We start from the raw sequence: 22,976 nt of genomic DNA on the forward strand, positions 1-22,976 counted from the left end.
GTCCCGTTTCACCGGGGCCCTCCGGGCGCTTCCCTTCGTTCTTGCGTTTCCGACTCTATCAGACTCTTTCGTGTCCGATTCCCGGTCGAAGCGGGTCCAGCAATACTTCCTTTTCGCTTTCCGGGTCTTCGCTTTCGCGGTTTTCCCTTTCGGCGAGTCCGACTCTATCAGGCCTTTTCCGCTTCCCTTGACCACGTCCTGCGGGCATGCCGAAGGGAGGTTCAAGGTTAGGATCTGGCTTGAAGGTCGCCGCCGACCCCCGACTCAAAGTCGCGTTGGGGTCAGGCAGGAGTACGACAGTACAGGGCACCGGGGATCGAGGCAAATCGTTTCTGGTGCACCCCTAGGTCCGTCAAGCGGTAGGTCTCGGGCGGAACCGGGACTTCATATGACTTACGCTGCTGAGCAGTACGCCGTCCCCCATCAGCCACGGCGGCGACACCTGAATCTCCACCCCCTGGGAGGCTCCCCATGACCAACGTGACGTCCCCTCTTACTGGACGCGCCATTGGACTCACCGCGGTTCCCGACCCGGTCTTCTCCGGCGCGATGGTCGGTCCCGGCACCGCCATCGACCCCGTACGTGAGCCCTCCGAGGCCGTCTCCCCGGTCGACGGCATTGTCGTCTCCCTGCACCCCCACGCGTTCGTCGTCGTCGACGCGGACGGACACGGGGTTCTGACGCACCTCGGCATCGACACCGTCCAGCTCAACGGCGAGGGCTTCGAGCTTCTCGTGAACAAGGGGGACACGGTGACCCGCGGCCAGAGCATCGTGCGCTGGGACCCGAACGCCGTCGAGGCGGCCGGAAAGTCACCCATCTGCCCCATCGTGGCCCTGGAAGCCACCGCCGAGTCGCTCTCCGAGGTTCGCGAGGACGGCGACGTGAAGGTCGGCGACACGCTGTTCGGCTGGCAGTGACACCGCACGCGCAGTAACAGCCAGTTGCACAACCACCGCGGTGGCACGAGTCATCGCACAACCGGAGACGGGTGAAATGGAGACAACGCTGCGAGGCGTCGGCGTGAGCCACGGTGTGGCCATCGGCGAGGTTCGGCACATGGGTACGGCGGTGCTGGAGCCGCCCGCCAAACAGATTCCCGCCGAGGAAGCCGGGCGCGAACAGGGGCGTGCCCGGCAGGCTGTGGAGGCGGTGGCGGCCGATCTGATCGCGCGGGGCAATCTGGCCGGTGGCGAGGCACAGCACGTGCTTGAGGCGCAGGCCATGATGGCCCAGGACCCCGAGCTGATGTCCGATGTCGAGCGTCGCATCGCCGTGGGCAGCACCGCCGAGCGTGCCGTGTACGACGCGTTCGCCGCGTACCGGGCGCTGCTCGCCAACGCCGGGGAGTACCTGGCGGGGCGAGTCGCCGACCTCGACGACGTACGGAACCGGATCGTGGCGCGGCTGCTCGGTGTGCCGATGCCTGGGGTGCCGGACAGCGACGAGCCGTATGTGCTGATCGCGCGCGATCTGGCACCGGCCGACACGGCGCTCCTCGACCCGACGCTGGTGCTCGGCTTCGTCACCGAGGAGGGCGGGCCGACCAGCCACAGCGCGATCCTGGCGCGCGCGCTCGGCGTGCCGGCCGTGGTGGCTCTGCCCGGTGCCGGTGAGCTGGCGGAGGGCACGGTCGTCGCGGTGGACGGCAGCACGGGTGAGATCTTCGTCGACCCGAGCGCCGAGAAGCGTGCCGAGATGGAGAGCGCCGCGGCGGCTCGTAAGGCCGCGCTGTCCGCCTCGACCGGTCCCGGTGCCACGTCGGACGGGCACAAGATGCCGCTGCTCGCCAATGTCGGCGGTCCGGGCGATGTGCCCGCGGCGGTCGAGGCGGGTGCCGAGGGTGTGGGGCTGTTCCGGACCGAGTTCCTGTTCCTGGACGACAGCAAGCAGGCTCCTTCCGAGGAGAAGCAGGTCGCGGCCTACCGTGCGGTTCTGGAGGCGTTCCCCGAGGGGCGTGTCGTCGTACGTGTGCTGGATGCGGGCGCCGACAAGCCGCTGGACTTCCTGACGCCGGCCGACGAGCCGAACCCGGCGCTCGGAGTCCGCGGGCTGCGGAGTCTGCTGGACCACCCCGAGGTGCTGCGCACCCAGCTGACCGCGCTGGCGAAGGCCGCCGAGGGGCTGCCGGTATACCTTGAGGTCATGGCGCCCATGGTGGCCGACCGTATCGACGCCAAGGCGTTCGCGGACGCGTGCCGTGGGGCCGGGTTGCAGGCGAAGTTCGGTGCGATGGTGGAGATTCCGTCCGCCGCTCTGCGGGCGCGGTCAATCCTCCAGGAGGTGGAGTTCCTGTCGCTGGGCACCAACGACCTGGCGCAGTACACCTTCGCCGCCGACCGTCAGGTGGGCGCGGTGTCGCGGCTCCAGGATCCGTGGCAGCCGGCACTGCTGGATCTGGTGGCCCTGTCCGCCGAGGCCGCCCGTGCCGAGGGCAAGAGCTGCGGTGTGTGCGGTGAGGCCGCGGCCGATCCGCTGCTGGCCTGTGTGCTGACGGGTCTGGGTGTCACCTCGCTCTCCATGGGTGCGGCGTCCATTCCTTATGTGCGCGCCACGCTGGCCAAGTACACGCTGGCGCAGTGCGAGCGGGCGGCGAACGCCGCCCGCTCGGCGGACTCCGCCGATCAGGCGCGCAAGGCCGCTCAGGCTGTGCTCTCGGGCGAGTAGCCGAGCTGGTTGTCTGTGTTGGAGGGGCTTTCCGCCGTGGGCGGGAAGCCCCTCCTGTTGTGTGCCCGCCTCAGCGGTGGGGCTCCGCCGGGTCGGCCCGGATGTCGAATCCCGCGCAGTACTCCACGCCGGATTCCGGGGAGACGGGCTCTCCGGTCTCGGCGTCGGTGCAGTAGGCGTTGAAGACCTCGCCCGCGATGAGCGGGGCGAGGGTGCCATGGGCCAGCCGCCAGCCGTGGACGCGGTCCGGGCTGTCGGGTGCGCTGGTGCGCAGGACCACTCCCCCGCGCGATTCCAGGGCGACGGCCACCGCGAGCACGGTGGCGAACTCCGCGCCCTCCGAGCTGTCCATACGGGTCGGGCCCGTCGGGTCGCGGTGGGTGTTGAGCACCGCCAGGAGCTGGTCGTCCTCCGTGGGGGTCGAGCAGACCAGGTGGTGGGTTCCCGGTCCTGCCGCTTCCAGCAGGCGCAGCAGGAGGTGCGAGGCCCGGTCGAAGGCCGCGCGTCCGATGTCCTGGCCGCAGTCCGCGCAGGCGCCGAGGTCGGCGAGGAGGAGTGTGGCGTACTCCCAGGTGGCCTGGCGGACCGCGCGGGAGACCAGGAGCGGGATGAGGTCGCTCAGGCGTTGGCCGGTGTAGACGACGGTGGCTCCGGCTGCGGCGATCTCCGCGGTGAAGCGGCTGCGGCTGGCGCCGGTGTCCGCGTCGAGTCCGGACTCGGCGCAGAATTCGGCGTAGTCCTCGGGGTCGAAGAGGGCGATGGTGGTGTGCATGCCCTGGGCCGTGAGCGTCTTGAGCAGGGCCTCGACCTGTCGCAGATAGACGGTGTGGTCGTCGAAGGGAAAGGTGCGGTAGTGCCGCATGGCCGCGAAGTCCTGCGCGTCGACCAGGAGGCCGACGGTGCGGGGGGCCTCGCGGCACAGCGTGCGTCGCAGGGTCGCGCCGTGTGCGGTGCCGGGTGCGGTGCCGTGCTTCTTGTGGTGCTTGGAGTTGTGCTGGGTGTTGCGCCTGGTGTTCTCGGTCTGCGCCATGTGTCCCCCTGTGCGCGGTGAATCATTGCTCACTCAGCGTAATCAGGGGGACTGACAAGCGAGCTAGCCGCGGCGGTTCGCGGCCAGTTCGGCGTAGAAGTGGAGGAGGTCGAGGTTGTCCACCGAACCCGGGTTGACCGCCTTGGCGAGCTCGGTTCCCTGGAGGAGGCGCTTGACCGGGACCTCGATGCGCTTGCCGGTGAGGGTGTGCGGGATGCCGGGGACCTCGATGACCTCGTCCGGTACGTGGCGTGGGGAGAGGTTCTCGCGGATGGTGTTCTTGATCGCGGCACGCAGGTCGTCGTCGAGGGTCGCGCCTTCGGCGAGGTGGACGAAGAGCGGCATCCAGTAGCCGCCGTCGGGTTCTTCGAGGCCGATGACGAGGGACTCGCGGATCTCGGGGAGCCGTTCGACGGCCTCGTAGATGTCGGCGGAGCCCATGCGGACGCCCTGGCGGTTCAGGGTGGAGTCGGAGCGGCCGTGGATGATCACCGAGCCGTGGTCGGTGAGGGTGATCCAGTCGCCGTGGCGCCAGACGCCGGGGTACATGTCGAAGTAGCTGTCGTGGTAGCGGCTGCCGTCGGGGTCGTTCCAGAAGCGGATCGGCATGGATGGCAGCGGGTTGGTGACGACCAGCTCGCCGACCTCGTTGGTGAGCGGCTTGCCCGCCGGGTCCCAGGACTGGAGGTCGGTGCCGAGGCAGGGGGCCTGGAGCTCGCCGATGTGGACGGGGAGGGTCGGGACGGCTCCGGCGAAGCAGCTGCAGACGTCGGTCCCGCCGCTGACCGAGGCGATCCAGAGGTCGTCGGCCACCTCGTCGTGGAGCCAGCGGAAGCCGTCGGGCGGGAGCGGGGAGCCGGTGGTGGCGACGCACTGGACGCGGGAGAGGTCGAAGTCCCGGCCGGGGTGGATGTCGGCCTTGCGGCAGGCCATGACGTAGGCGGCGGAGGTGCCGTAGAGGGTGGCGCCTGTCTGTTCGGCGACCCTCCACTGGGCGCTGATGTCGGGGTAGCCGGGGCTGCCGTCGTACAGGACGACGGTGGTGCCGGTGAGGAGGCCGGAGACGAGGAAGTTCCACATCATCCAACCGGTGGAGGTGTACCAGAAGAAGCGGTCCTCGGGGCCGAGGTCGCAGTGCAGGCCGATCTGCTTGAAGTGTTCGAGCAGGATGCCGCCCTGGGACTGGACGATGGCCTTGGGCAGGCCGGTGGTGCCGGAGGAGTAGAGGACCCACAGCGGGTGGTCGAAGGGGACCTGCTCAAAGACCGGCTCGGTGTCGGCGGAGGTGAGGGCGGCCCAGGCGAGGGCGCCTTCGGGGGCGTCGGTGCCCAGCAGCGGGATGTGGACGACGGCGCGCAGGGTGGGCAGTTCGCGGCGGAGTTCGGCGACGGTCTCCGTACGGTCGTGCTCCTTGCCGCCGTAGCGGTAGCCGTCGACGGTGAACAGGACGACGGGTTCGATCTGCTGGAAGCGGTCCAGCACGCTTCGGGCGCCGAAGTCGGGGGCGCAGGAGGTCCAGACGCCGCCGACGGCCGCGGTGGCGAGGAAGGCGACGACGGCCTGCGGGATGTTGGGGAGGTAGCCGCTGACGCGGTCGCCGGGGGTGACGCCGAGGGCGCGGAGTTCGGCGGCGAGGGCCCCGACCTGGCGGCGGAGGTCTGCCCAGCTGATGGGGACCTGGGTGTGGGTCTCGTCGACGTACAGGAGGGCGGGAGTGTCGGCGCGGGACGGCTCCTCGGCGGTGCGCAGGGCGTGTTCGGCGTAGTTGAGGGTGGCGCCGGGGAACCAGGTGGCGCCGGGCATGGTGCGGTCGCCGAGGACGCTTTCGTACGGGGTGGAGAAGCGGATGTCGAACCAGTCGGCGACGGCCTGCCAGAAGGTGTCGAGCTCGTCGACGGACCAGCGGTGCAGGGCTGCGTACCCGCCGTCGGCCGGGGCGCCGTACCGGGTCGCGGCCCAGTTCTGGAAGCGGGTGACGGCCGCGGCCTCGATGCGGTCGGGGCCGGGCTGCCAGAGGGGCGTGTCGGGCGTGGCTTCGGTCATGGGGCTGCTCCCTGGCTGTACGGGTACGCGGGGTCGGCGTGTCGGCGCGCACGGGCTGGGGTGTGCGCGTGAGCGGCTGACACGGACGATGCCATGTGATCGTCTTCGGCACCAGGGTGACCCCGCCTCCGGACGGTGGGGAGCGGGGGCCCGACATGGATGAACGGGAGTTGAACGGGAGGTTCTGCGGGCCTGGCGGGTGGCAGGGTGTGCGCCATGGACGGTCGTGACCTGGTGCGTCGGGTGAGGTTGGTCGGTTCGGTGCGGGGGCTGCGCACGGTGCGCTCGGCCTGGCGGCGCCGGTCGGCGGACGCGCGTGCGTTGCCCGCGCGCGGGGCGGAGCGGGCCCGGGTGCCCGGTGCGCTGACGGGTGCGGAGCCGGGGCCCGGCGGCGGTGTGGTGCGGTTCGCTCGTTCGGAGCTGCGGATCCGGGTGTCGGTGGGGGGTGCGGTCTTCTGGGCGTGGGACGGGGCGGAGCCGGTGCCGTCGTACGCGGTGGCGGGTGGGCCGCCCGCCCCGGACGAGCGGGCGGTGCTGGAGCCCGACAAGGACGGCGGCTGGCAGGTGGTGTCGGAGCGGCTGACGGTGGTGGTGTCGCGCACGGGGGCGGTGGAGCTGCGGACGCCGGGCGGGGTGTTGTTGCGGCGGGAGTTGCCGCCGCGCTGGTGGGAGCCGGTGGGCGGGGGGCCGGTGCGGTGGGTGCAGCGCTCGGAGGTGCCGGCGGACGCGCGGTTCTTCGGCCTGGGCGGCCGGGCGGGCGGGCCCCGGTTGCGGGACGGGGTGTACGGGCTGTGGAACACCGATCCGGGCGGGCGGTTCGGTCCGGGGGACGATCCGCTGTATCTGACGATGCCGGTGCAGGTGGTGGTGTCGGACGCGGGAACGCATCTGGCGTTCCACGACAACACCTGGGCGGGCCGGGTGGTGCTGCGCGAGGGCGAGGAGGGCGCGGGCTCGGGGCATGACCGGCCGGGGACGTGCGAGGTGCGGATGGAAGGCGGTCCGCTGCGCTGCTGGGTCGTGGCGGGGACGCCCGCCCGGGTGCTCCAGGGGTGGACGGCGCTGACGGGTGCGCCGGCGCTGCCCCCCTCCTGGGCACTGGGGCCGCAGCATGCGCGGTGGGGCTTCGGCAGTGCGCAGGAGGTGCGGCGGATCGTCGACGGGTACCGGGAGCGGGGGCTGCCGCTGTCCGTCCTGCATCTGGACATCGACCACTACGACGGGCACCGGGTGTTCACGGTGGACCGGGAGCGGTTCCCCGGGCTGCCCGCGCTGGCGAAGGAGCTGCGCGAGGACGGGGTGCGGCTGGTGTCGATCGTGGACCCGGCGGTGAAGGCCGAGCCGGGCGACCCGGTGTTCGAGGGGGGCGCGGCGGTCGGGGAACGGGGTGCGTACGTACGGGACGCGCGAGGGCGGGTGGTGGTCGGGGAGGTGTGGCCGGGGGCCTCCGTCTATCCGGATTTCACTGATCCGCTTGTGCGGGAATGGTGGGGATCTCTGTACGAGGAGCGGCTTGCGCAGGGCTTCTCGGGGGTCTGGCACGACATGAACGAGCCGGTGTCCTTCGCGGCGTTCGGCGATCCGTCGTTGCCGCGTTCCGCCCGGCATGTGCTGGAGGGCGCGGGCGGTGATCACCGCGAGGCCCACAACGTGTACGGGCTGACGATGGCCCGGGCCGGGTACGAGGGGCTGCTCCGGTGGCGTCCGGAGGAGCGGCCGTTCCTCTTCTCCCGGTCGGGCTGGGCGGGGATGCAGAGGTACGGGGGCACCTGGTCCGGTGATGTGTCGACCGGGTGGCCGGGGCTGCGGGCCTCGCTGGCCCTGGTGCTGGGTCTCGGGCTGTGCGGGGTGCCGTACTCGGGGCCGGATGTGGGCGGGTTCGACGGGTTCCCGTCGCCGGAGCTGTATCTGCGGTGGTTCCAGCTGGGCGCCTACCTGCCCTTGTTCCGCACCCACTCGGCGATCGACGCGGGGCGTCGGGAGCCGTGGGAGTTCGGTCCCGAGGTGTTGGAGGGCGCGCGGGCGGCGTTGGCGGAACGGGAGCGGCTTCGCCCGTACTTCGTGACGCTGTCGCACGTGGCGCGGCTGACCGGTGCGCCCTACGTGCGGCCGATGTGGTGGGGCGTGCCGGGCGACCGGGCGCTGCGGGAGTGCGAGGACGCGTTCCTGCTGGGCGACGCGCTGCTGGTGGCTCCGGTGCTGGAGCCCGGGGTGCGGCGGCGGGCGGTGCGGCTGCCCCGGGGGCGGTGGTACGACGCGGAGACCGGGCGGGCGTACGAGGGGCCGGGGCAGGTGTTGGTCGACGCGCCGATGTCCCGGGTCCCGGTGCTGGTCAGGGCCGGTGCGGTGATCCCGGTGCGGGGTGCGGACGGGGGCCTGGAGCTGGAGGCGTGGGCGCCCAGGCCGGGGCGTACCGGAGGCGGTCTCGTGGTGCGGGACCCGGGTGACGGGTGGGCGGAGGCGGAGGTCGAGCGGTATGTGACGCGGTGGGAGGGCGACCGTGTGGTGGTGGAGCGGCCCGGAGTGGAGGGTGGGGTGGACTGTGTGGTGCGGGGGCGGGGCTGAACTGGTGGGGTGGTGGAGCGGGGCGGTGCGGAGGGCGGGCTGAAGTGTGGGGTGGTTGCTGCCGGGCTGTGCGGAGGGCGGGGCTGACCGGGTGGTGGCGGAGCGGGGGGTGCCGAGGGCGGGCTGAACTAGGGGGGGGTAGGGAGGGTGGCGTTGCGGGTGCGGGTGCGGGTGCGGGTGCGGGTGCGGTGGCTCCCGGGCCTGTTCGGCGGTCTACGTGGGGCGGTCAGGCGCGAGGGGGCGGCTCGTGGCGATCAGGCGCATGGGCGGTGCATGGCGGTCAGCGCGCCCCTCAGCCGTAGCGCCCCGCGAACCAGGCGTTCGCCGCTTGCGTGTGCAGGGGGAAGGCCAAAGTGCGCGGGGCGCTCAGGATCTCGTAGCCGGAGGTCTCCGAGGTGGGGGCCGAGGGTGGGAGGGCGGCGAGGGGGCGGGCCGGGAGGAGGCCGAAGAGCAGGAGGTGTCCGGCCGTGTCGCTGAGGGCGTCGGCGAGGCGTACGTCCTCCTCGGTGGCGTCGATGCCGGTCTCCTCGCGCAGTTCGCGCACCACCGCGTGGCGCCAGTCCTCGGCGTGGTCGACGAAGCCGCCGGGCAGGGCCGTTCCGCCCTTCTGGGGTTCGATGGTGCGGGTGATGACGACGAGTCCGGTGGGGCCGGGGCCCGTGACGGGGAGCAGGGCCACGGCGACGGGGAGCGGGTTGCGGTAGGCGGTGGTGCCGCAACGCGTGCAGGTGCGCGGCCAGGTGTCGGCGGACGGGAGGGCGTGGTACGGCGCTCCGCACGTACCGCAGTGGGAACCCCGTACGTACCGGGGTGACTGAGGGGCGGTCGGGGCGGGCCTGCTGCCGGGTTCGGACACGGGCGGACTGTATCCGATCGTTCTTCCCCCCGGGCAGCCCAGCTGGTAGACGGTTCGCCCATGACAGGAACGCGTACCGCTCTCCGCGCCCTGGCCACCGCGGCCGCCGCTCTGTTCGCCGTCACCGCCGCCTCCCCGCCCGCGCAGGGGCGCCCCGGGCCGACGGCGCCCGGCGAGTTCGTGGCGCTGCGCTCGGTGGACCCGACGATCATTCAGGAAATGCGCTACACGACGGCGCACACCTTCATGGGCGAGCGGGTCGACGGCTACCGGCAGCCGGTCTGCATCCTGACCAGGCCCGCCGCTCGTGCGCTGCATCTGGCCCAGAAGCGGCTGCTGCGCCGGGGGTATTCGCTGAAGGTGTACGACTGCTACCGGCCGCAGCGGGCGGTCGACCACTTCGTGCGGTGGGCGAAGGATCTCGACGACCAGTCCATGAAGGGGGAGTTCTACCCTCTGGTCGACAAGTCGCTTTTGTTCGAAGATGGTTACATCGCGGAGAAGTCCGGGCACAGCCGGGGCAGCACGGTGGACCTCACGCTGGTCAGGCTCCCCGCCCTGCCGACCAGGCCGTACCGTCCGGGCGAGCGGCTGACTCCCTGCTTCGCTCCGAAGGACGATCGGTTCCCCGACAACTCGGTGGACATGGGAACGGGTTACGACTGCTTCGACACCCTGTCACACACGGACGACCCCCGGGTGCAGGGGGCGCAGCGCGCCAACCGGCAGTTCCTGAAGCGGATGCTGGCGGAGGTGGGGTTCGTGAATCTGCCCGAGGAGTGGTGGCACTTCACCTTCAGCTCGGAGCCGTTCCCCGACACCTACTTCGACTTTCCGGTGCATCGGAGGTCGGTCTCCGGGCGCTGAGGGGCTGCTCGCGCGGGCTGATGAACGGGCGACCGGGACCACCCCCGTGGGCTCCGGCCGCCCGTTCTTCCTTTCGGACGCCGCGGAGACGTTTTCGGTTGCGGATCCGGCGGCTACGGTGCCCGTATGTCACAGCAGACGTTCGATTCGTACGAGGAGTTCTGGCCGTACTACGTCGCGATGCACTCCCGCGCCGCCACCCGCTGGGTCCATCTGACCGGCACGCTGACCGGACTCGCGATCTCCGTCTACGGGCTGGCGCGGGGGCGGAAGCGATGGCTGGCGGCCCTGCCGCTGATCGGCTACGGCACGGCCTGGCCCGCACACTTCCTGATCGAGAAGAACAACCCGGCCACGTTCGGGCATCCGGCGTGGTCGTTGCGCGGGGATGCGCAGATGATCCGGATGATGCTGGCGGGCCGGGACGCGGAGCTGGCGGAGATCGCCGCGAAGTGGCTGGCGGAGCACGGCTGAGCCGTATGCCGCCGCGCACCCCTCGCCCGGTGAGGCCGCCCGTGGCACACTTCTGACGTTCCGTCAGATTCAGTGCCGGGGAGGGGTCTTGCCGCATACGCGCATTCCGGTGGTGGCCGGTTGGTTCACCGAGGGCGCCGGGGAGGAGGACTTCCGGCTGCTGGGCACCCGCTGCTGCGGCTGCCGGTCGGTCCACTTCCCCCGCGAGGACGGCCACTGCCGCAATCCGGGCTGTCCCGGCGGGGAGCTGGAGGAGGTGCCGCTGTCGAAGCGGGGCACGGTCTGGTCCTGCACCGACGGCCGCTACCGGCCCCCTCCCCCGTACCTCAGCGATCCCGAAGTCCCTTGGGTCCCGTACACGTTGGTCGCCGTCGAGCTGGCGGCCGAGCGCATGGTGGTGCTGGGGCAGGCCGCACCCGGGGTCGGCGTGGCCGAGCTGCCGGTCGGCTCGACGGTGGAGGTGGTGCCCGGCGTGCTGGACGAGGACACCGCGGCGGGCATCGTGCACACGACCTGGCACTGGCGCCCCGTCGGGGAACAGGGGGCCACGTCATGACCGGTGATGTGGCGGTGCTCGGAGCCGGGATGCACCCGTGGGGCAAGTGGGGGCGCGGTTTCATCACGTACGGGCGGGTCGCCGCGCGGGCCGCCCTCGCCGACGCGGGGATCGGCTGGCACGAGGTGCAGTCGGTCGTGGGCGCGCAGACGGTGCGCGGGGGGTATCCGGGGTACGTGGCCGGGGCCTCGTTCGCCCAGGCGCTCGGGTGGCAGGGGGCGCGGGTCACCTCGGTGTACGCCGCGTGCGCTTCCGGGGCGCAGGCGGTCAACACCGCGCGGGCGCAGATCCTGGCCGGGATGGCGGACGTGGTCCTGGTCGTGGGGGCCGATGCGGCGCCGAAGGGGTTCTTCACCCCGGCGGGCGGGGAGCGACCCGACGATCCGGACTGGCTGCGCTTCCGGGTGCTCGGGGCGACGAACCCTGCGTACTTCGGGCTGTACGCGCGCCGTCGCATGGCACTGTACGGGGACTCGCCGGAGGACTTCGCACTGGTCAAGGTGAAGAACGCGGCGGCGGGCGCGCTGAACGAGAACGCCCGCTACCGGAAACCGGTGACGGCCGAGGAGGTCGCCGCCTCGGCGGTGGTGGCCGATCCACTGCGACTGCTGGACATCTGCGCCACCTCCGACGGGGCCGCGGCCCTCGTGCTGTGCAGCATGGAGTTCGCGCGGCGGCGCGGGGTGACCGATCCGGTGCGCATCCGGGCCGTGTCCACCGTGACTCCGACCTTCCCGAGGACGGTCCTCGATCTGCCGGACATCGGTACGGACTCGGCGGTGGCGGTCGATCCCCCGCCGGAGAGCTTCCGTGCCTCGATCGCCCGGGCCGCGTACGAGGAGGCGGGGACCGGGCCCGAGGACGTGTCACTGGCGGAGGTCTACGACCTCTCCACGGCTCTGGAGTTGGAGTGGTACGAGGACATCGGGCTGTGCGCTCCCGGCGAGGGCGCGAAGCTGGTGCGGGACGGGACGACCGCGCTGGGCGGCCGGGTTCCGGTCAACGCGAGCGGGGGCCTGGCCTCGTTCGGCGAGGCGGTGCCCGCGCAGGCGATCGCGCAGGTCTGCGAGCTGGCCTGGCAGTTGCGCGGCCGTGCCGGGGAACGGCAGGTGCCGGGGGCCCGGGTGGGCATCACGGCCAACCAGGGGCTGTTCGGGCACGGTTCGGCGGTGGTGGCGGTCCGGTGAGCCCGTCGCGCGAGCCATTGCCTGAGCTGTTGCCCGAGACGCATGCCGGGGCCGTTGCCTGAGTCCGCCGCCGTGACAGGTCACCTTTCATGAGGACTTGACTGTTCGTCACGACCGCAGAACACTCACAGCCCGGCCCGCCGGACGACGTGCGGCCCGTACCCCTGTCGGCGGGGGTACGGGCCGTACGCCTATCGCTGCCGGTATCTGCCGATCGGCGTCAGGTGGCGACGGGTTCACGGGCGCGCGCCGCCTGCTCCAGAGCGTGCTCCACGACCGCGACCAGGACGTCACGTACCGAGGAGCGGTCCCGGGCGTCGCACACGAGCACCGGCACCTCGGGGCCCAGGTCCAGGGCGGCCTGCACGGTCTCCGGAGGGAACCGGTCGGCTCCCTCGAAGCAGTTGACGGCCACGGCGAAGGGGATGCCCCGGCGTTCGAAGTAGTCGACCGCCGCGAAGCAGTCCTCCAGCCGCCGGGTGTCGGCGAGAACGACCGCGCCCAGGGCGCCCTGGGCCAGTTCGTCCCAGAGGAACCAGAAGCGGTCCTGGCCGGGTGTGCCGAACAGATAGAGGACCAGGTCCTCGCGGAGCGTGATCCTGCCGAAGTCCATGGCGACCGTGGTGGTCGTCTTGGACTCGACGCCTTCGAGGTCGTCGACCGGGCGGCCCGCCTCGCTGAGGCGTTCCTCGGTGCGCAGCGGTCTGATCTCGCTGACCGCGCCGACCGCCGTCGTCTTGCCCACGCCGAATCCACCCGCCACCAGGATCTTCAGGGTGACGGGCTCGACGGGCCGCTGTCTGCGGCTAGAGCGCCCGAAGGCCATTGATCACCTCGCGGAGGATGTTCACGTCCGGCAGCTCGGCCGGCGGAACGGGGCGGGTGACGTGCACCAGCTCGTCCTCGACGAGATCACCGACCAGGACCCGTACCACCCCTACGGGGAGGTCGAGTTCGGCGGCGAGCTCGGCGATCGACTGGGGCATGTCGCTGCAGAGTTCGACGATGCGTACATGTTCGGGGGCGAGCGTCTGGTCCCGGCCGGGGTCGTCGGCGGCCGGTTCCGGCACGACGAGCGCGATCAGGTCGAGCCGGTGGCGGGTGGCGCTGCTGGTACGCCCGCGGGTCATCGCGTACGGCCGGACCACGGGCCCCGCTTCCGCGTCGTACCACCGCGAGGACTGGGGGTCGAGGGGACCGTCCGGGGATCCGGGGTCCGTGCCCCGGCGGGAGTCAGCGCTCATGCCCGCCACTCACCCTCCGGCGGGCAGACCGGTCGTCCGTGGGGCGTTGGCCAGATGGGCCCCCACGCGCTTGACCATCAACGTCATCTCGTACGCCACCTGGCCCACGTCGGAGTCGGCATCGGCCAGGACGGCGAGACAGCTCCCGTCACCGGCTGCGGTGACGAAGAGGAACGCCTCGTCCAGCTCGACGACGGTCTGGCGCACCCGGCCCGCGTCGAAGTGATGGCCGACGCCCTTGGCGAGGCTGTGGAACCCGGAGGCCACCGCGGCGAGATGCTCGCTGTCCTCCCGGGTCAGGTCCTGCGAGGCGCCCGTGGCGAGCCCGTCGCTGGAGAGCACCAGAGCCTTGCGGATGCTGGCGACGCGCTGGACGAGTTCGTCGAGCAGCCAGTTCAGTTCGCCCGAGCCCCGGCGTGCGGGGTCGTGTGTGGCGGGGTCGTGTGTAGCGGGGTCGTGTGCTGCGGCGTTCGGTGCGGTCATCGACCGTCCCCTCCCGGAGTGGTTCCTGGTGCTGTGCCACCGGGGCCGGCTGTGTCCTCGGTGTTCTGGGTGGTGTTGGTGTTCGCGATGGTGTCGGTGTTCTGGGCGTTCGCGGTGGTTCTGGCGTTCTCTGGGGTCCCTGTGACCCCTGTGGTCTCTGTAGCTTCTGTGGTTTCGGCGTTCTCCCGACGACCGCGCTGCCAGCCGCGCTGGAGCGATGCCATGCGGTCCCGTACCTCGTCCGCGTCACGCTCGATGTCGTCAAAGGGGTCCACGGGTGGCCGGGGCTGAGTCCGTTCCGCTGAGTCCTGGAGCTGGGGGGCGAGGCTGGCCTGCCGGATCCGCCGGGGCAGGCCGCCCACGGTGTCGGGGGCCGGCGGAGTGCGTGGGGCCGTCGGAGTGCGGTGGGCCGTCGCGGGTGTGGCGGCCGGGGCGCCGTCCCTGGCCCCGTCGTCCACCCGGCGGCCCCGGTCGGCCACCAGGGTCGGCGGAGTGCGCCGGGGCAGCGGGACGGGGCCTGAGGGGCGCATCGGGCGGATGTCCGCCGTGGGCCCGTCGCCGCGGTCGCGGGCCTGCTCGTGCTGGTCCCGGTCGGCGCCCCGACGCGGCCCGCCGCGCCCGGCACGACGGGCCCGGCGGTCGGTGTCGCGGTCGGGACCGTGGCCGGCACCACGGTCGGCGTCGCGCCGCAGGTCGCGGGCGCGGAAGATGCCGCCGCGCTCGCTCTCGGTGTCCTCCAGGTCGGAGACCCCGTCCAGTACGGGCCCCAGGGCCGGATCAAGGGCCGGGTCCGGGGAACGGTCAAGGGGGCCGCCGTCGAAGTCCAGCGGGCCGACGGGGGCTTCGAGTTCGACCGGGCCGTCGAGGACGGCGGGGCCGGTGAGCCCGGCGGGTACCGGGGTGAGCACCGCGGACCTGCCGTTGACACGGCGCTCCCCGCCCGACGTCACGCCCTCCGCGCCCTGCGCCGACTCGGTGCTCCGGCCGCTGCCGATCGCCCGCTCGGCCCGACGGTCGAGACGGAAGCCGGTGCCATGGGTGTCGGGGGCGTCGGTGAGCAGGGAGGCGGGGATGAAGACGACCGCGGTGGTGCCTCCGTACGGCGATTTCTGCAGGGAGACCCGGACGTTCTGGCGCTGGGCGAGGCGGCTGACCACGAAGAGGCCCAGCCGGTCGGTGTCGGAGAGTTCGAAGTCGGGGGTCTCGGCGAGGCGGAGGTTGGCGTCGAGGAGGACTTCGGGGGGCATGCCGAGGCCACGGTCGTGGATTTCGAGGGTGAAGCCGTTGGAGACGCGTTCGCCGTGCACCTGGACCGCGGTGTGCGGGGGTGAGAAGACGGTGGCGTTCTCCAGGAGTTCGGCGATGAGGTGGGTGAGGTCGGCGACGGCGGGCCCGCCCACGCCGATGCGGGCGAGGCGGCGTACTTCGATGCGTTCGTAGTCCTCGACCTCGGCGACGGCGGCCCGCACCACGTCCATCAGCTGGATGGGCTTGCGCCACTGGCGGGAGGGGGCCGCGCCGGAGAGGATCACGAGCCCTTCGGCGTGCCGCCGCATGCGGGTGGTGAGGTGGTCGAGGCGGAACAGGTCGGCCAGTTCGTCGCTGTTCTCGGTGCGGCGCTCCATCGCGTCCAGCAGGGTCAGCTGGCGGTGCAGGAGTACCTGGTTGCGGCGGGCCAGGTTGACGAAGACCTCGGAGACGCCGCGGCGCATGTCCGCCTGTTTGACGGCGGCCTCGACCGCGGCCCGCTGGAGGGTGTTGAGCGCCTGGCCGACCTGGCCGATCTCGTCGGGTTCGTAGCTGAGTTGCGGGGCCTCGGTACCGACGTCCACCTGCTCGCCCGCGGCGAGGCGGCGCATCACGCTCGGCAGCCGCACACCCGAGATCTCGTGGGCGTCCTTGCGCAGCCGGGAGAGGTCTCGGACGAGCTCGCGGCCGATGCGTACGGAGACGAAGATCGAGACGATCAGGGCCAGGAAGCCGAGGACTCCGGCGATTCCGGCCTGGGCGAGGACCCGGTAGGCGGCGGGCTCGGCACGGTCCCGGAAACGGTCGCCCATCTCCGTGGAGTGGCCCGCCAGCCGGTCGAGAACGGACCCGGCCGCCTCCTGCCAGCGGTCGGTGTCGACGGCTGCGGGGCGCTTCGTCGGCCCGGCGGCGATCAGGGCGTCCTCGGCGGTGCGCAGGGGTTCGGTGTCGGGGCTGCCCCAGAACTGCTCGACGCGGCGGCGTTCCGCTGCGGGGAGGTTTTCGAGGCTGACCTCGTAGAGCAGCTCGCGCTGGGCCACCAGGCCCGATATCCGGCGCAGTTCGGAGGTGGTGAACCGGCCCGCGACAACGCCGGAGGCGACCAGGGCGTCCTCGCGCGACAGCATCTCCCGGGCCCGGGATATCCCGACCAGGGCCCGCATCTGCTTGTCCATCGACACGTTCTCCAGGGTGTGGAGTCCGTTGAGGAAGCGGTACGAGGGGTCGACGAGTCCGTTGTAGAAGTCCATCGCCTTCGCCCGGCTGATGGTGCGCTTCTCGACGGAGTCGCGCAGGGCGTCCAGTCCGTCGACGGCACTGAGGATCGCGTCCAGGCGGCTGAGGTCCTCGGTGTTCAGCGCTTCGCGGACGTCCTGCTGCCGGGCGTTCTCCCTGACCTCGCCCACGATGCGGTCGGTGGCGGCGCGTTGGCCGAGGAGGAGGGGCAGCGCGTCGGAGGCTCTCGGGTCTGCGAGGAAGACCAGGGTCTGCCGTCGTTCCTCCTGGACGGCGCGGACTGCGTCCTCCAGAGGGTGGCCGACCTTCTCCACGATGGCCCCGGCGCTCATCAGTTCGCTCGCCTGACGGCCGGTGACGTACGTGGCGAAGACCCAGAGGCCCGAGAGGGAGACGAGCGGCACCAGCAGCAACGCCACGATCTTCCTGCGGATGGACTTTCCGCGAAAGCGCATGGCCTCCCCCAGATCGGCCCCGCACCGCGGGGGTGGTCTTCTCCCGGTCGTCCCTCGGCCCCGGCCCCAGCCCCGGCACGCGCCGTGCGTACACCGGCGCGCATCGGGCGAACGCGGGCGAGGTCCGTCCTGCGTCAATAAACGGCGCGAGCCTACTACCGACACAGAGACAACTCGAAGACACGTCCGGATGATTTTCAGCCGTTCACCCTGGGCTTGATCACGGGTTGTCCCGGTATTCCAGGAGATGAAACTCCCGAAAGCGACAGAGAATCCCGACCGGACCGATCAGGACCGGCATGCATCAGTGGCTGGAATTTTTCGATCCGTGACGTTCCGTGCCGTGCGGGCGCTTTCCAGGGGAATCTTCGGGACGAGTGGTTCGTCCATATGTACGGGGAAGCGCACAGTGGGAACGTGCGCGGCGGGGCGGACGCGGTCCGCCCGCGTAGAACCGGCGCAAGCCGGGCAGCCACCCTGAAGTCGGACAGTGGTGGGGAGTTGAAGGGCCTTGAGCACGCAGGAGCGCGGGAGCGCTGGAGTTGCGGGAGTACCGGGAGCACCGGGAGCACCGGGAGTACGGGGAGTACCAGCGGCCACGGAATCGGGAGCCGCGAACGGGGCGCGGGTTCCGCGGCAGTTGTGGGTGGAGGAGCCTGCGTCGAAGCGGCGCATGCCCGATGCGGTGCGGACGGCGGCTGTGCGTGCCGTTCTGATCATGTCGCTGACGATCATCCAGGCGATGGTCGCCTTTCTGAGCACCTTGACCGGTTCCTGGCTGGCCTTCCCGATGGTGCTGAGCAGTGTCGCCAGTACGGTGGTCGCCACCTGGGCGGTGCTCGATGTGTGGGTGACCCGGCAGGTGTGGAACCAGCGTCATGGCGTGGTGTCCGTGCCGAGCAGCACGGCACGGCAGATACGCCGCGAGCGGCGCCGGGCCCGGCGGGCCGAGCGCGCTGCCCAGCGGGACGGCACGGGCGGCGGCATACCGGCCCGCCGGAACACCGGCGATCTGTCCCACGCCTGATACGGCGATACGGTCCGGGGAGGCCCGGGCCCGGGCCTCCCCGGGCGCTCTGTCCTGGGTCTCTCCCGGAATTCTGTCCCCGGCCCTGTCCGGGTGACCTGTCCCTGTGCCTGTCCGTACGACCTGTCCCTGGGCCTGTCCGGGCGTTCCGTCCCGGGCCTGTCCAGGCGACCTGTCCCGGGGCCCGTCCGGGCACTCCGCCCCCGGGCCTGGGCCCCGTCCTTCTGGTCGGGCCGGCCCGGCGGTCTACTTGTCGAGGTGGGCGTCCGGCTTCGGGGGGGCGGTCTGTTCGTTCCGCTTGAACATGCGGGTCGCCGTGATCTCGCCGTGGACCGTCTCGCCGTCCGGGTCCTGCTGCGGCAGGCCGGGGCGCAGGTGCTCCTCCACGCTGATGTACTTCAGCCCGGCCCGCAGGTCGGCGTCGTTGCGCAACCGGATGACCAGCGGGAATTCGGCGAGCGCGGTCGTGTCGAAGAGCCCGGTCGTATACAGCAGCTGCACTCCCAGCGCATCGGAGACCGCGCGCTGGAGCTCCAGCAGATAGGTGGCGTTGGCGCGGCCGATCGGGTTGTCCAGGAAGAGCGTGCCGGCGTGGCGGTGGCGGTCGCGGCCCCGGTCGTTGCTGCGCAGGGCCGCCATCGTGCAGTAGAGGGCGATGGCGGCGGTGAGCAGCTGGCCGCCGGAGAAGACATCGCCCATCTGCCCGACCGGGACCCGCTCGGCGCGGAGCACGGCGTCCGGCTTGAGGATCTCCACCGCGATGCCCTTGGGCCGCAGTGCCGCCTCGACGCCCCGCAGGAGCAGGGACATGCCGTCCCGGCGCAGGTCGGAGTTCTTCTTGAGGGCGGCATGGGTGGCCTCGTCGATGACCTCGCCGAGGCGTTCGGTGAGGGTGGCCTGGTCGGGCTCCTCGAAGCGGATGCGCAGGAATTCCTGCCCGGACCACTCCCCCAGTCCTTCGGGGAGCTGGGACAGCCGCTGGGCGGAACGCAGAGTGGTGAGCGCCGACTCGACCAGGCCGCGCAGCCGGTCGACGATCGAGTCGCGGTTGCGTTCCAGCTGGATCAGTTCGTCGGTGAGGACCCGGAGCCGGGGGGCGAAGGCGTCGGCCCACTTCTGCGCGTGCTCGGGCAGTGCGGAGGCGGGGAGCTCCCGGATCTGCTGGCGGGCCGGGGTGCGGACCTGCTCGTAGCGGGTGGAGTTGGCGTGCCGGACGAGGATGTCGCTCGCTTCCCGGACGGCGCTCTCGGCGGCCGAGAGGTCGGCGTTGCAGCCGCGCAGGGAGCGGCGGGCCTCGGCGGCCGACTGCCGGGCCTCCTCCAGGGTCCCGGGGTACGGGTCGGGGGACTCGGTGCCGTCCTCCGCGCCGTGGTCGCGCAGCAGGTCCCGCAGCAGGGCTGCGGTCTCGTCGAAGCCGCCCGCGGAGTCCTCGGCGGTGCGGTGGGCGTGGAGCAGCTCGCTGTGGGCGGCGCGGGCGGTGTCCAGGGCTGCGGTGGCGGCGGCCAGCTCGGCGGTGGCCGTACGCAGGAAGGCCTGGGCCTGTTCGGCGTCGTCCGGGACGAGCTCGTCGGACAGTTCGGTGTGGTGGGGGCGGTCGTCGTCGGGGGCGAGCCGCTCGGCCTCGCCACGCAGTCGGCCCAGGTGTTCGCTGGCGGTGGAGGCGCGGGTCTCCAGGAGCTGGACGTGGGATTCGGCGCGGGCGACAGCGGCCTGGCGGGACGGGCCGTCCGCGCCGTCGGTGCCTTCCAGGAGCTGGGCGGCGCGGGTGCGGACCTTGTTGGTGAGGCGGTCCAGCTCGGCGAGGGCCGCGCTCTCGTCGCTCTCGGCACGGGCCTGTTCGGCGCGCAGGTCGGCGCCGACGCCGACCTTCTCGTACAGCTGGGAGGCGGCTCGGTACGCCTCGCGCAGGGTGGGCAGGGCGGTGCGGGCCCTGGTCTCGTCGGCCTCGGGGAGGACTTCGGGGACTCCGGCGATCTCGGCGCGCTCGGCCCGCAGGGCGCGGGCGGTACGGCGGGCGTCGTCACCGGCGCGCTGGGCGGCGCGGCGGTCCTCGTCGGCGGCGCGGGCGAGGTCGAGGCAGACGGCGGCCCGGGCCTCGGACTCGGCTGCCTCGTCGACCAGTTCCCGCAGCCGGGCCCCCCAGCCCGCCCGTTCCCGCAGCCGGAAGGCGAGTCCGGCGAGCGCGTCGGCGGCGCGGCGGGCCCGCTGGGCGGCTTCCTGGCGCTCGTCGCGGACCCGGGCGGTGTCGGCGGCGGCTTCTTCGGCCTCGGCACGGGCGGTGCGGGCCTCGGTGAGGACGGCCTCGGCGCTCTCGGCGGCCGTACGGGCACGGGCGGCGGCCTCGGCCAGTTCGGCGAGCATGCCGGGCGGGCAGTCGGCGCGCCAGGAGCCGATGCGGGCGGCGAGGGCGCGGTCCCCGGAGAGGCGGGCGGCGAGCGTGCGGATGTCCTCGTCGCGTTCGGCGGCACGGCTGCGCAGCGCCTGGCGTTCCTCGTCGGCGGCGTGTTCGTCGTGCATGGCCGGGTTCGGCGGGACGAGGAAGACGCCGTCGTTCTGGGCGTCGGAGCCGGTGCCGGGGGCCGGGACGGGGGCGAGGAGGGCGGCGGCGGTGCCGACGGCGACGGTCGAGCGGGGCAGCAGGGCCGCACCGCCGAGGACTTCGCGGGCGCGGGTGTGGGCGTCGGGGTCGGTGATGACGACGCCGTCGACAAGCTCGGGGCGGGCGGCGAGGACGGCGGCGTGGTCGGCCGGGTCGACGGCCTGGGCGAGATAGCGCCAGCCGGGCAGGGCGGGGATGCCGTGCTCGCCGAGATATTCGACGGTGGCGAGGACGTCGGGGCCGGGGGGCAGCAGCCCGCCCTCGCCGAGGGCGCCGAGGATGCGGGCGTCGTCGGCGGCGGCGGTGCGGAGGTCGAAGAGGCGGCGCTCGGCGGCGGTGACGGACTGGTCGAGGAGTTCGCGCAGTTCGTCGGCGCTGCGGTCGAACTCCTCGGCGCTGAGCGGCTGGCGGTCCTGGACGGCCTGGTCGGCGAGGGCGACCGCACGGTCCGGGGAGGCGTCGGTGCCGGGGCCCGTGCCGTCGTCGCTCTGCGGGCCGGGCCGGGCGGCGCTCCGCCCGTCAGGTCCGGTCTGCTTGTCGGCGGCTTCCCGACGGGGGTGCGGGACGCCGGTGGCGGCGGGCAGGCCGAGCAGGTCGGCGAGGCGTGGGTCGGCGGCGATGGAGGCGGCCGCGCGCAGCTCGTCCTCGTAACTCTGCTCGGCGGCCTTGGCCCCGTCGGCGGCGCGGGCGGCGGCCAGTTCGGCGCGGCTCTCGGCGGCGGCGGCTTCACGGGCGGTGTCGGCGGCGGTGCGGGCGGCCTCGCGGGCGGTGTCCCAGGCGGCGACCGCGGACTGCTCGGCGTCGTTGGCGGCGAGGGCGGCACGGGCCGGGTCGGCGTCGGGCGCGGTGTCGTCGAGCCAGCCCGCCCGGACCGCCTCGGCGGTTTCCTGTTCGACCTCGGCGAGGCGCTGGCGCAGGTGTCCGGCCTCGCTGCGGGCACGCTGGGCCTCGGTCGCGGCGACCGTGGCGTCCCGGTGGGCGCGTTCGCCGGTGGCCTGGAGAGTGTCGGAGCGCTCCTCCTCCTCGTTGGCGAGGCGCTCGCCCTCCTCGGCGGCGGCGTGCAGGGCGCGCACGAGGTCGGTGGCGGCGGCGGTACGGGCTGCCAGGGCGGGGGCGGCGTCGCGTTCGGCCTCGCGGATGGCGGCGGCGACCCTGGCGGAGCGGTCGGCGGCGGCGCGGTGGCGCAGGACGGCTTCGGCGGCCTGCCAGGCGGCGTGCAGGGTGCGGGCCTCGACCAGCTCCTTGCGTCCGGCGGCGGCGCTCTTCTCGGCGGCGGCCAGGGCCAGCGAGGCGTGCCGGTAGGCCAGTTCGGCGGCGATCAGGGCGCGACGGCCGCGGGTGGACTCGGCCTCGGTGACGGTGTGGGCGGCGGCGGTGACCCGCTCGGCCAGCTCGGCGGTGCGGCCGCGCTCCTCGGCGGCTCGGGCGGAGAGGCGGCGGGCGAGGGTGCGGGTGCGGCGTTCGGCGCCCGCGTGGATGTCGCGGGCTCGGGCCCGGGTGTCGGTGGCCTCGACGATCCGGCCGAGCAGGTCGACGGAGCCCGCGGTGAAGTCGCGTTCGGCGGTGAGCTCGGCGCGGCGGCCCAGCTTGTTGCCGAAGCCGCTGACCAGGTCGGCCAGGCCGTCGGTGTCGCGGGTGTCGGTGACGGCGCGGAGCAGCAGGTCGGTGAAGTCGGAGTCTTTCTTCACCGCGAACAGCCCGGCCGCCTCACCTTCGTCGGCGTTCATCTCGCGCTGGTAGCGGAAGAGTTCGGGGTCGAGTCCGAGGTCGCCGAGGTGTTCGTTCCAGCGGTCGTGGATCTCTTCCCAGTGCACGTCGAGGTGCTGGTAGAACTTGCCCGCGTCCATCAGGGCGTCGCGGAAGCCCTTCATGGTGCGGCGCCTGCCGCGCGCCCCGGAGACGCCTTCGGCGGGGCGGCCGACGGCGGAGGCCTCGGCGACGGGCAGGCTGTCGAGGCTGAGCCCGGGGCCGGGGCGGAACGAATACCAGGCCTCGGCGAACTTGCGCGGGTCGTTGGAGACCTGCCGTCCCCGCCACTCGCTGACCTTGCCCACGACGACGCACTCGCCGGTGAGGGTGTGCTGCCACTCCAGGGCGACATGGCCGCAGTCGTCGGCGAGCAGGAACTTGCGCAGCACGCCGGAGCTGGCGCCGCCGAGGGTGTTGCGGTGGCCGGGGAGCATCACCGAGAAGATCAGCTTGAGCAGGACGGACTTGCCGCCGCCGTTCTCCAGGAAGAGGACGCCCGCGGGGGCGGGGCGACGGGGCGGGCCGACCGGCTCGTCCTCGAAGAACTCCGCCTGGGCGGGGGCGGGGCTGGGAACGGGTGCACCGACGCCGCGCAGGTCGAGGACGGTGTCGGCGTAGCGCGCACCGGCAGGTCCGATGGAGTAGAGGCGGACCCGGGACAACTCGTACATGGCGGCGGACTCTCGTCG

General features: G+C 72.6%; 16 protein-coding genes. 8 read left to right on the forward strand and 8 right to left on the reverse strand.

The annotated features are described in order from the left end of the window. The first annotated feature begins 471 nt into the window (after positions 1–471). Positions 472–921: a PTS sugar transporter subunit IIA gene (locus tag ACZ5WC_RS13755; protein WP_096632641.1), complete on the forward strand. Its 450-nt coding sequence runs from the start codon at positions 472–474 to the stop codon at positions 919–921. Between the two features lie 76 nt (positions 922–997). Beyond that, entirely contained in the window at positions 998–2,668 is a 1,671-nt protein-coding gene (gene ptsP, locus ACZ5WC_RS13760) for a phosphoenolpyruvate--protein phosphotransferase (protein WP_468540989.1), read from the forward strand. Between the two features lie 70 nt (positions 2,669–2,738). On the opposite strand, the gene ACZ5WC_RS13765 is transcribed toward ptsP, so the two are convergent. Together ACZ5WC_RS13765 and ACZ5WC_RS13770 are read right to left on the reverse strand one after the other, a co-directional pair. Further along, a complete protein-coding gene (locus ACZ5WC_RS13765; RefSeq protein WP_468540990.1) occupies positions 2,739–3,698 on the reverse strand; it encodes a hypothetical protein in 960 nt (319 codons plus the stop codon). 63 nt (positions 3,699–3,761) lie between these two features. Next, positions 3,762–5,741 carry an acetoacetate--CoA ligase gene (locus ACZ5WC_RS13770; protein WP_468540991.1) on the reverse strand — a complete coding sequence of 660 codons (1,980 nt, stop codon included), beginning with the start codon at positions 5,739–5,741 and terminating at the stop codon, positions 3,762–3,764. 216 nt (positions 5,742–5,957) lie between these two features. On the opposite strand from ACZ5WC_RS13770, the gene ACZ5WC_RS13775 reads away from it, so the two are divergent. After that, positions 5,958–8,306 (forward strand): glycoside hydrolase family 31 protein, encoded by a 2,349-nt coding sequence (locus tag ACZ5WC_RS13775; protein WP_468540992.1) that lies wholly within the window; start codon positions 5,958–5,960, stop codon positions 8,304–8,306. A 292-nt stretch (positions 8,307–8,598) separates the two neighbouring features. On the opposite strand, the gene ACZ5WC_RS13780 is transcribed toward ACZ5WC_RS13775, so the two are convergent. Further along, positions 8,599–9,162: an NUDIX domain-containing protein gene (locus ACZ5WC_RS13780; RefSeq protein ID WP_468540993.1), complete on the reverse strand. Its 564-nt coding sequence runs from the start codon at positions 9,160–9,162 to the stop codon at positions 8,599–8,601. 60 nt (positions 9,163–9,222) lie between these two features. Here ACZ5WC_RS13780 and ACZ5WC_RS13785 point away from each other — a divergent pair, with 60 nt between their 5' ends. The 4 genes from ACZ5WC_RS13785 to ACZ5WC_RS13800 all read left to right on the forward strand — a co-directional run bounded on the left by ACZ5WC_RS13785 (position 9,223) and on the right by ACZ5WC_RS13800 (position 12,246). Further along, entirely contained in the window at positions 9,223–10,029 is an 807-nt protein-coding gene (locus ACZ5WC_RS13785; protein WP_468540994.1) for a M15 family metallopeptidase, read from the forward strand. 126 nt (positions 10,030–10,155) lie between these two features. Further along, positions 10,156–10,503 carry an Mpo1-like protein gene (locus tag ACZ5WC_RS13790; RefSeq protein ID WP_468540995.1) on the forward strand — a complete coding sequence of 116 codons (348 nt, stop codon included), beginning with the start codon at positions 10,156–10,158 and terminating at the stop codon, positions 10,501–10,503. Between the two features lie 88 nt (positions 10,504–10,591). Continuing rightward, the gene (locus tag ACZ5WC_RS13795; protein WP_468540996.1) at positions 10,592–11,059 is read left to right on the forward strand and encodes a Zn-ribbon domain-containing OB-fold protein; all 468 of its coding nucleotides are present in this window, start codon (positions 10,592–10,594) and stop codon (positions 11,057–11,059) included. Next, complete coding sequence (locus ACZ5WC_RS13800) at positions 11,056–12,246, forward strand: lipid-transfer protein (RefSeq protein ID WP_468540997.1); 1,191 nt, start codon at positions 11,056–11,058, stop codon at positions 12,244–12,246. The genes ACZ5WC_RS13795 and ACZ5WC_RS13800 overlap by 4 nt, the downstream gene beginning before the upstream one ends. 220 nt (positions 12,247–12,466) lie before the next feature. On the opposite strand, the gene ACZ5WC_RS13805 is transcribed toward ACZ5WC_RS13800, so the two are convergent. From ACZ5WC_RS13805 to ACZ5WC_RS13820, 4 genes are read right to left on the reverse strand one after another with little or no spacing between them, the layout of a single operon-like run. Then, on the reverse strand, positions 12,467–13,072 hold the full coding sequence (locus ACZ5WC_RS13805) for a GTP-binding protein (protein ID WP_468540998.1): 606 nt from the start codon (positions 13,070–13,072) through the stop codon (positions 12,467–12,469). Beyond that, the gene (locus ACZ5WC_RS13810) at positions 13,053–13,490 is read right to left on the reverse strand and encodes a DUF742 domain-containing protein (RefSeq protein WP_096632643.1); all 438 of its coding nucleotides are present in this window, start codon (positions 13,488–13,490) and stop codon (positions 13,053–13,055) included. The genes ACZ5WC_RS13805 and ACZ5WC_RS13810 overlap by 20 nt, the downstream gene beginning before the upstream one ends. Before the next feature lie 9 nt (positions 13,491–13,499). Next, on the reverse strand, positions 13,500–13,973 hold the full coding sequence (locus tag ACZ5WC_RS13815) for a roadblock/LC7 domain-containing protein (protein WP_468540999.1): 474 nt from the start codon (positions 13,971–13,973) through the stop codon (positions 13,500–13,502). Next, positions 13,970–16,912 (reverse strand): sensor histidine kinase, encoded by a 2,943-nt coding sequence (locus ACZ5WC_RS13820; protein ID WP_468541000.1) that lies wholly within the window; start codon positions 16,910–16,912, stop codon positions 13,970–13,972. The genes ACZ5WC_RS13815 and ACZ5WC_RS13820 overlap by 4 nt, the downstream gene beginning before the upstream one ends. 511 nt (positions 16,913–17,423) lie before the next feature. On the opposite strand from ACZ5WC_RS13820, the gene ACZ5WC_RS13825 reads away from it, so the two are divergent. After that, positions 17,424–17,939 (forward strand): hypothetical protein, encoded by a 516-nt coding sequence (locus ACZ5WC_RS13825; RefSeq protein ID WP_468541001.1) that lies wholly within the window; start codon positions 17,424–17,426, stop codon positions 17,937–17,939. A gap of 246 nt (positions 17,940–18,185) precedes the next feature. Here ACZ5WC_RS13825 and ACZ5WC_RS13830 read toward each other — a convergent pair whose 3' ends face one another. After that, entirely contained in the window at positions 18,186–22,958 is a 4,773-nt protein-coding gene (locus ACZ5WC_RS13830) for a hypothetical protein (protein WP_468541002.1), read from the reverse strand. Between the last annotated feature and the right edge of the window lie 18 nt (positions 22,959–22,976).

This window comes from Streptomyces sp. NPDC033165 (genome assembly GCF_055577965.1).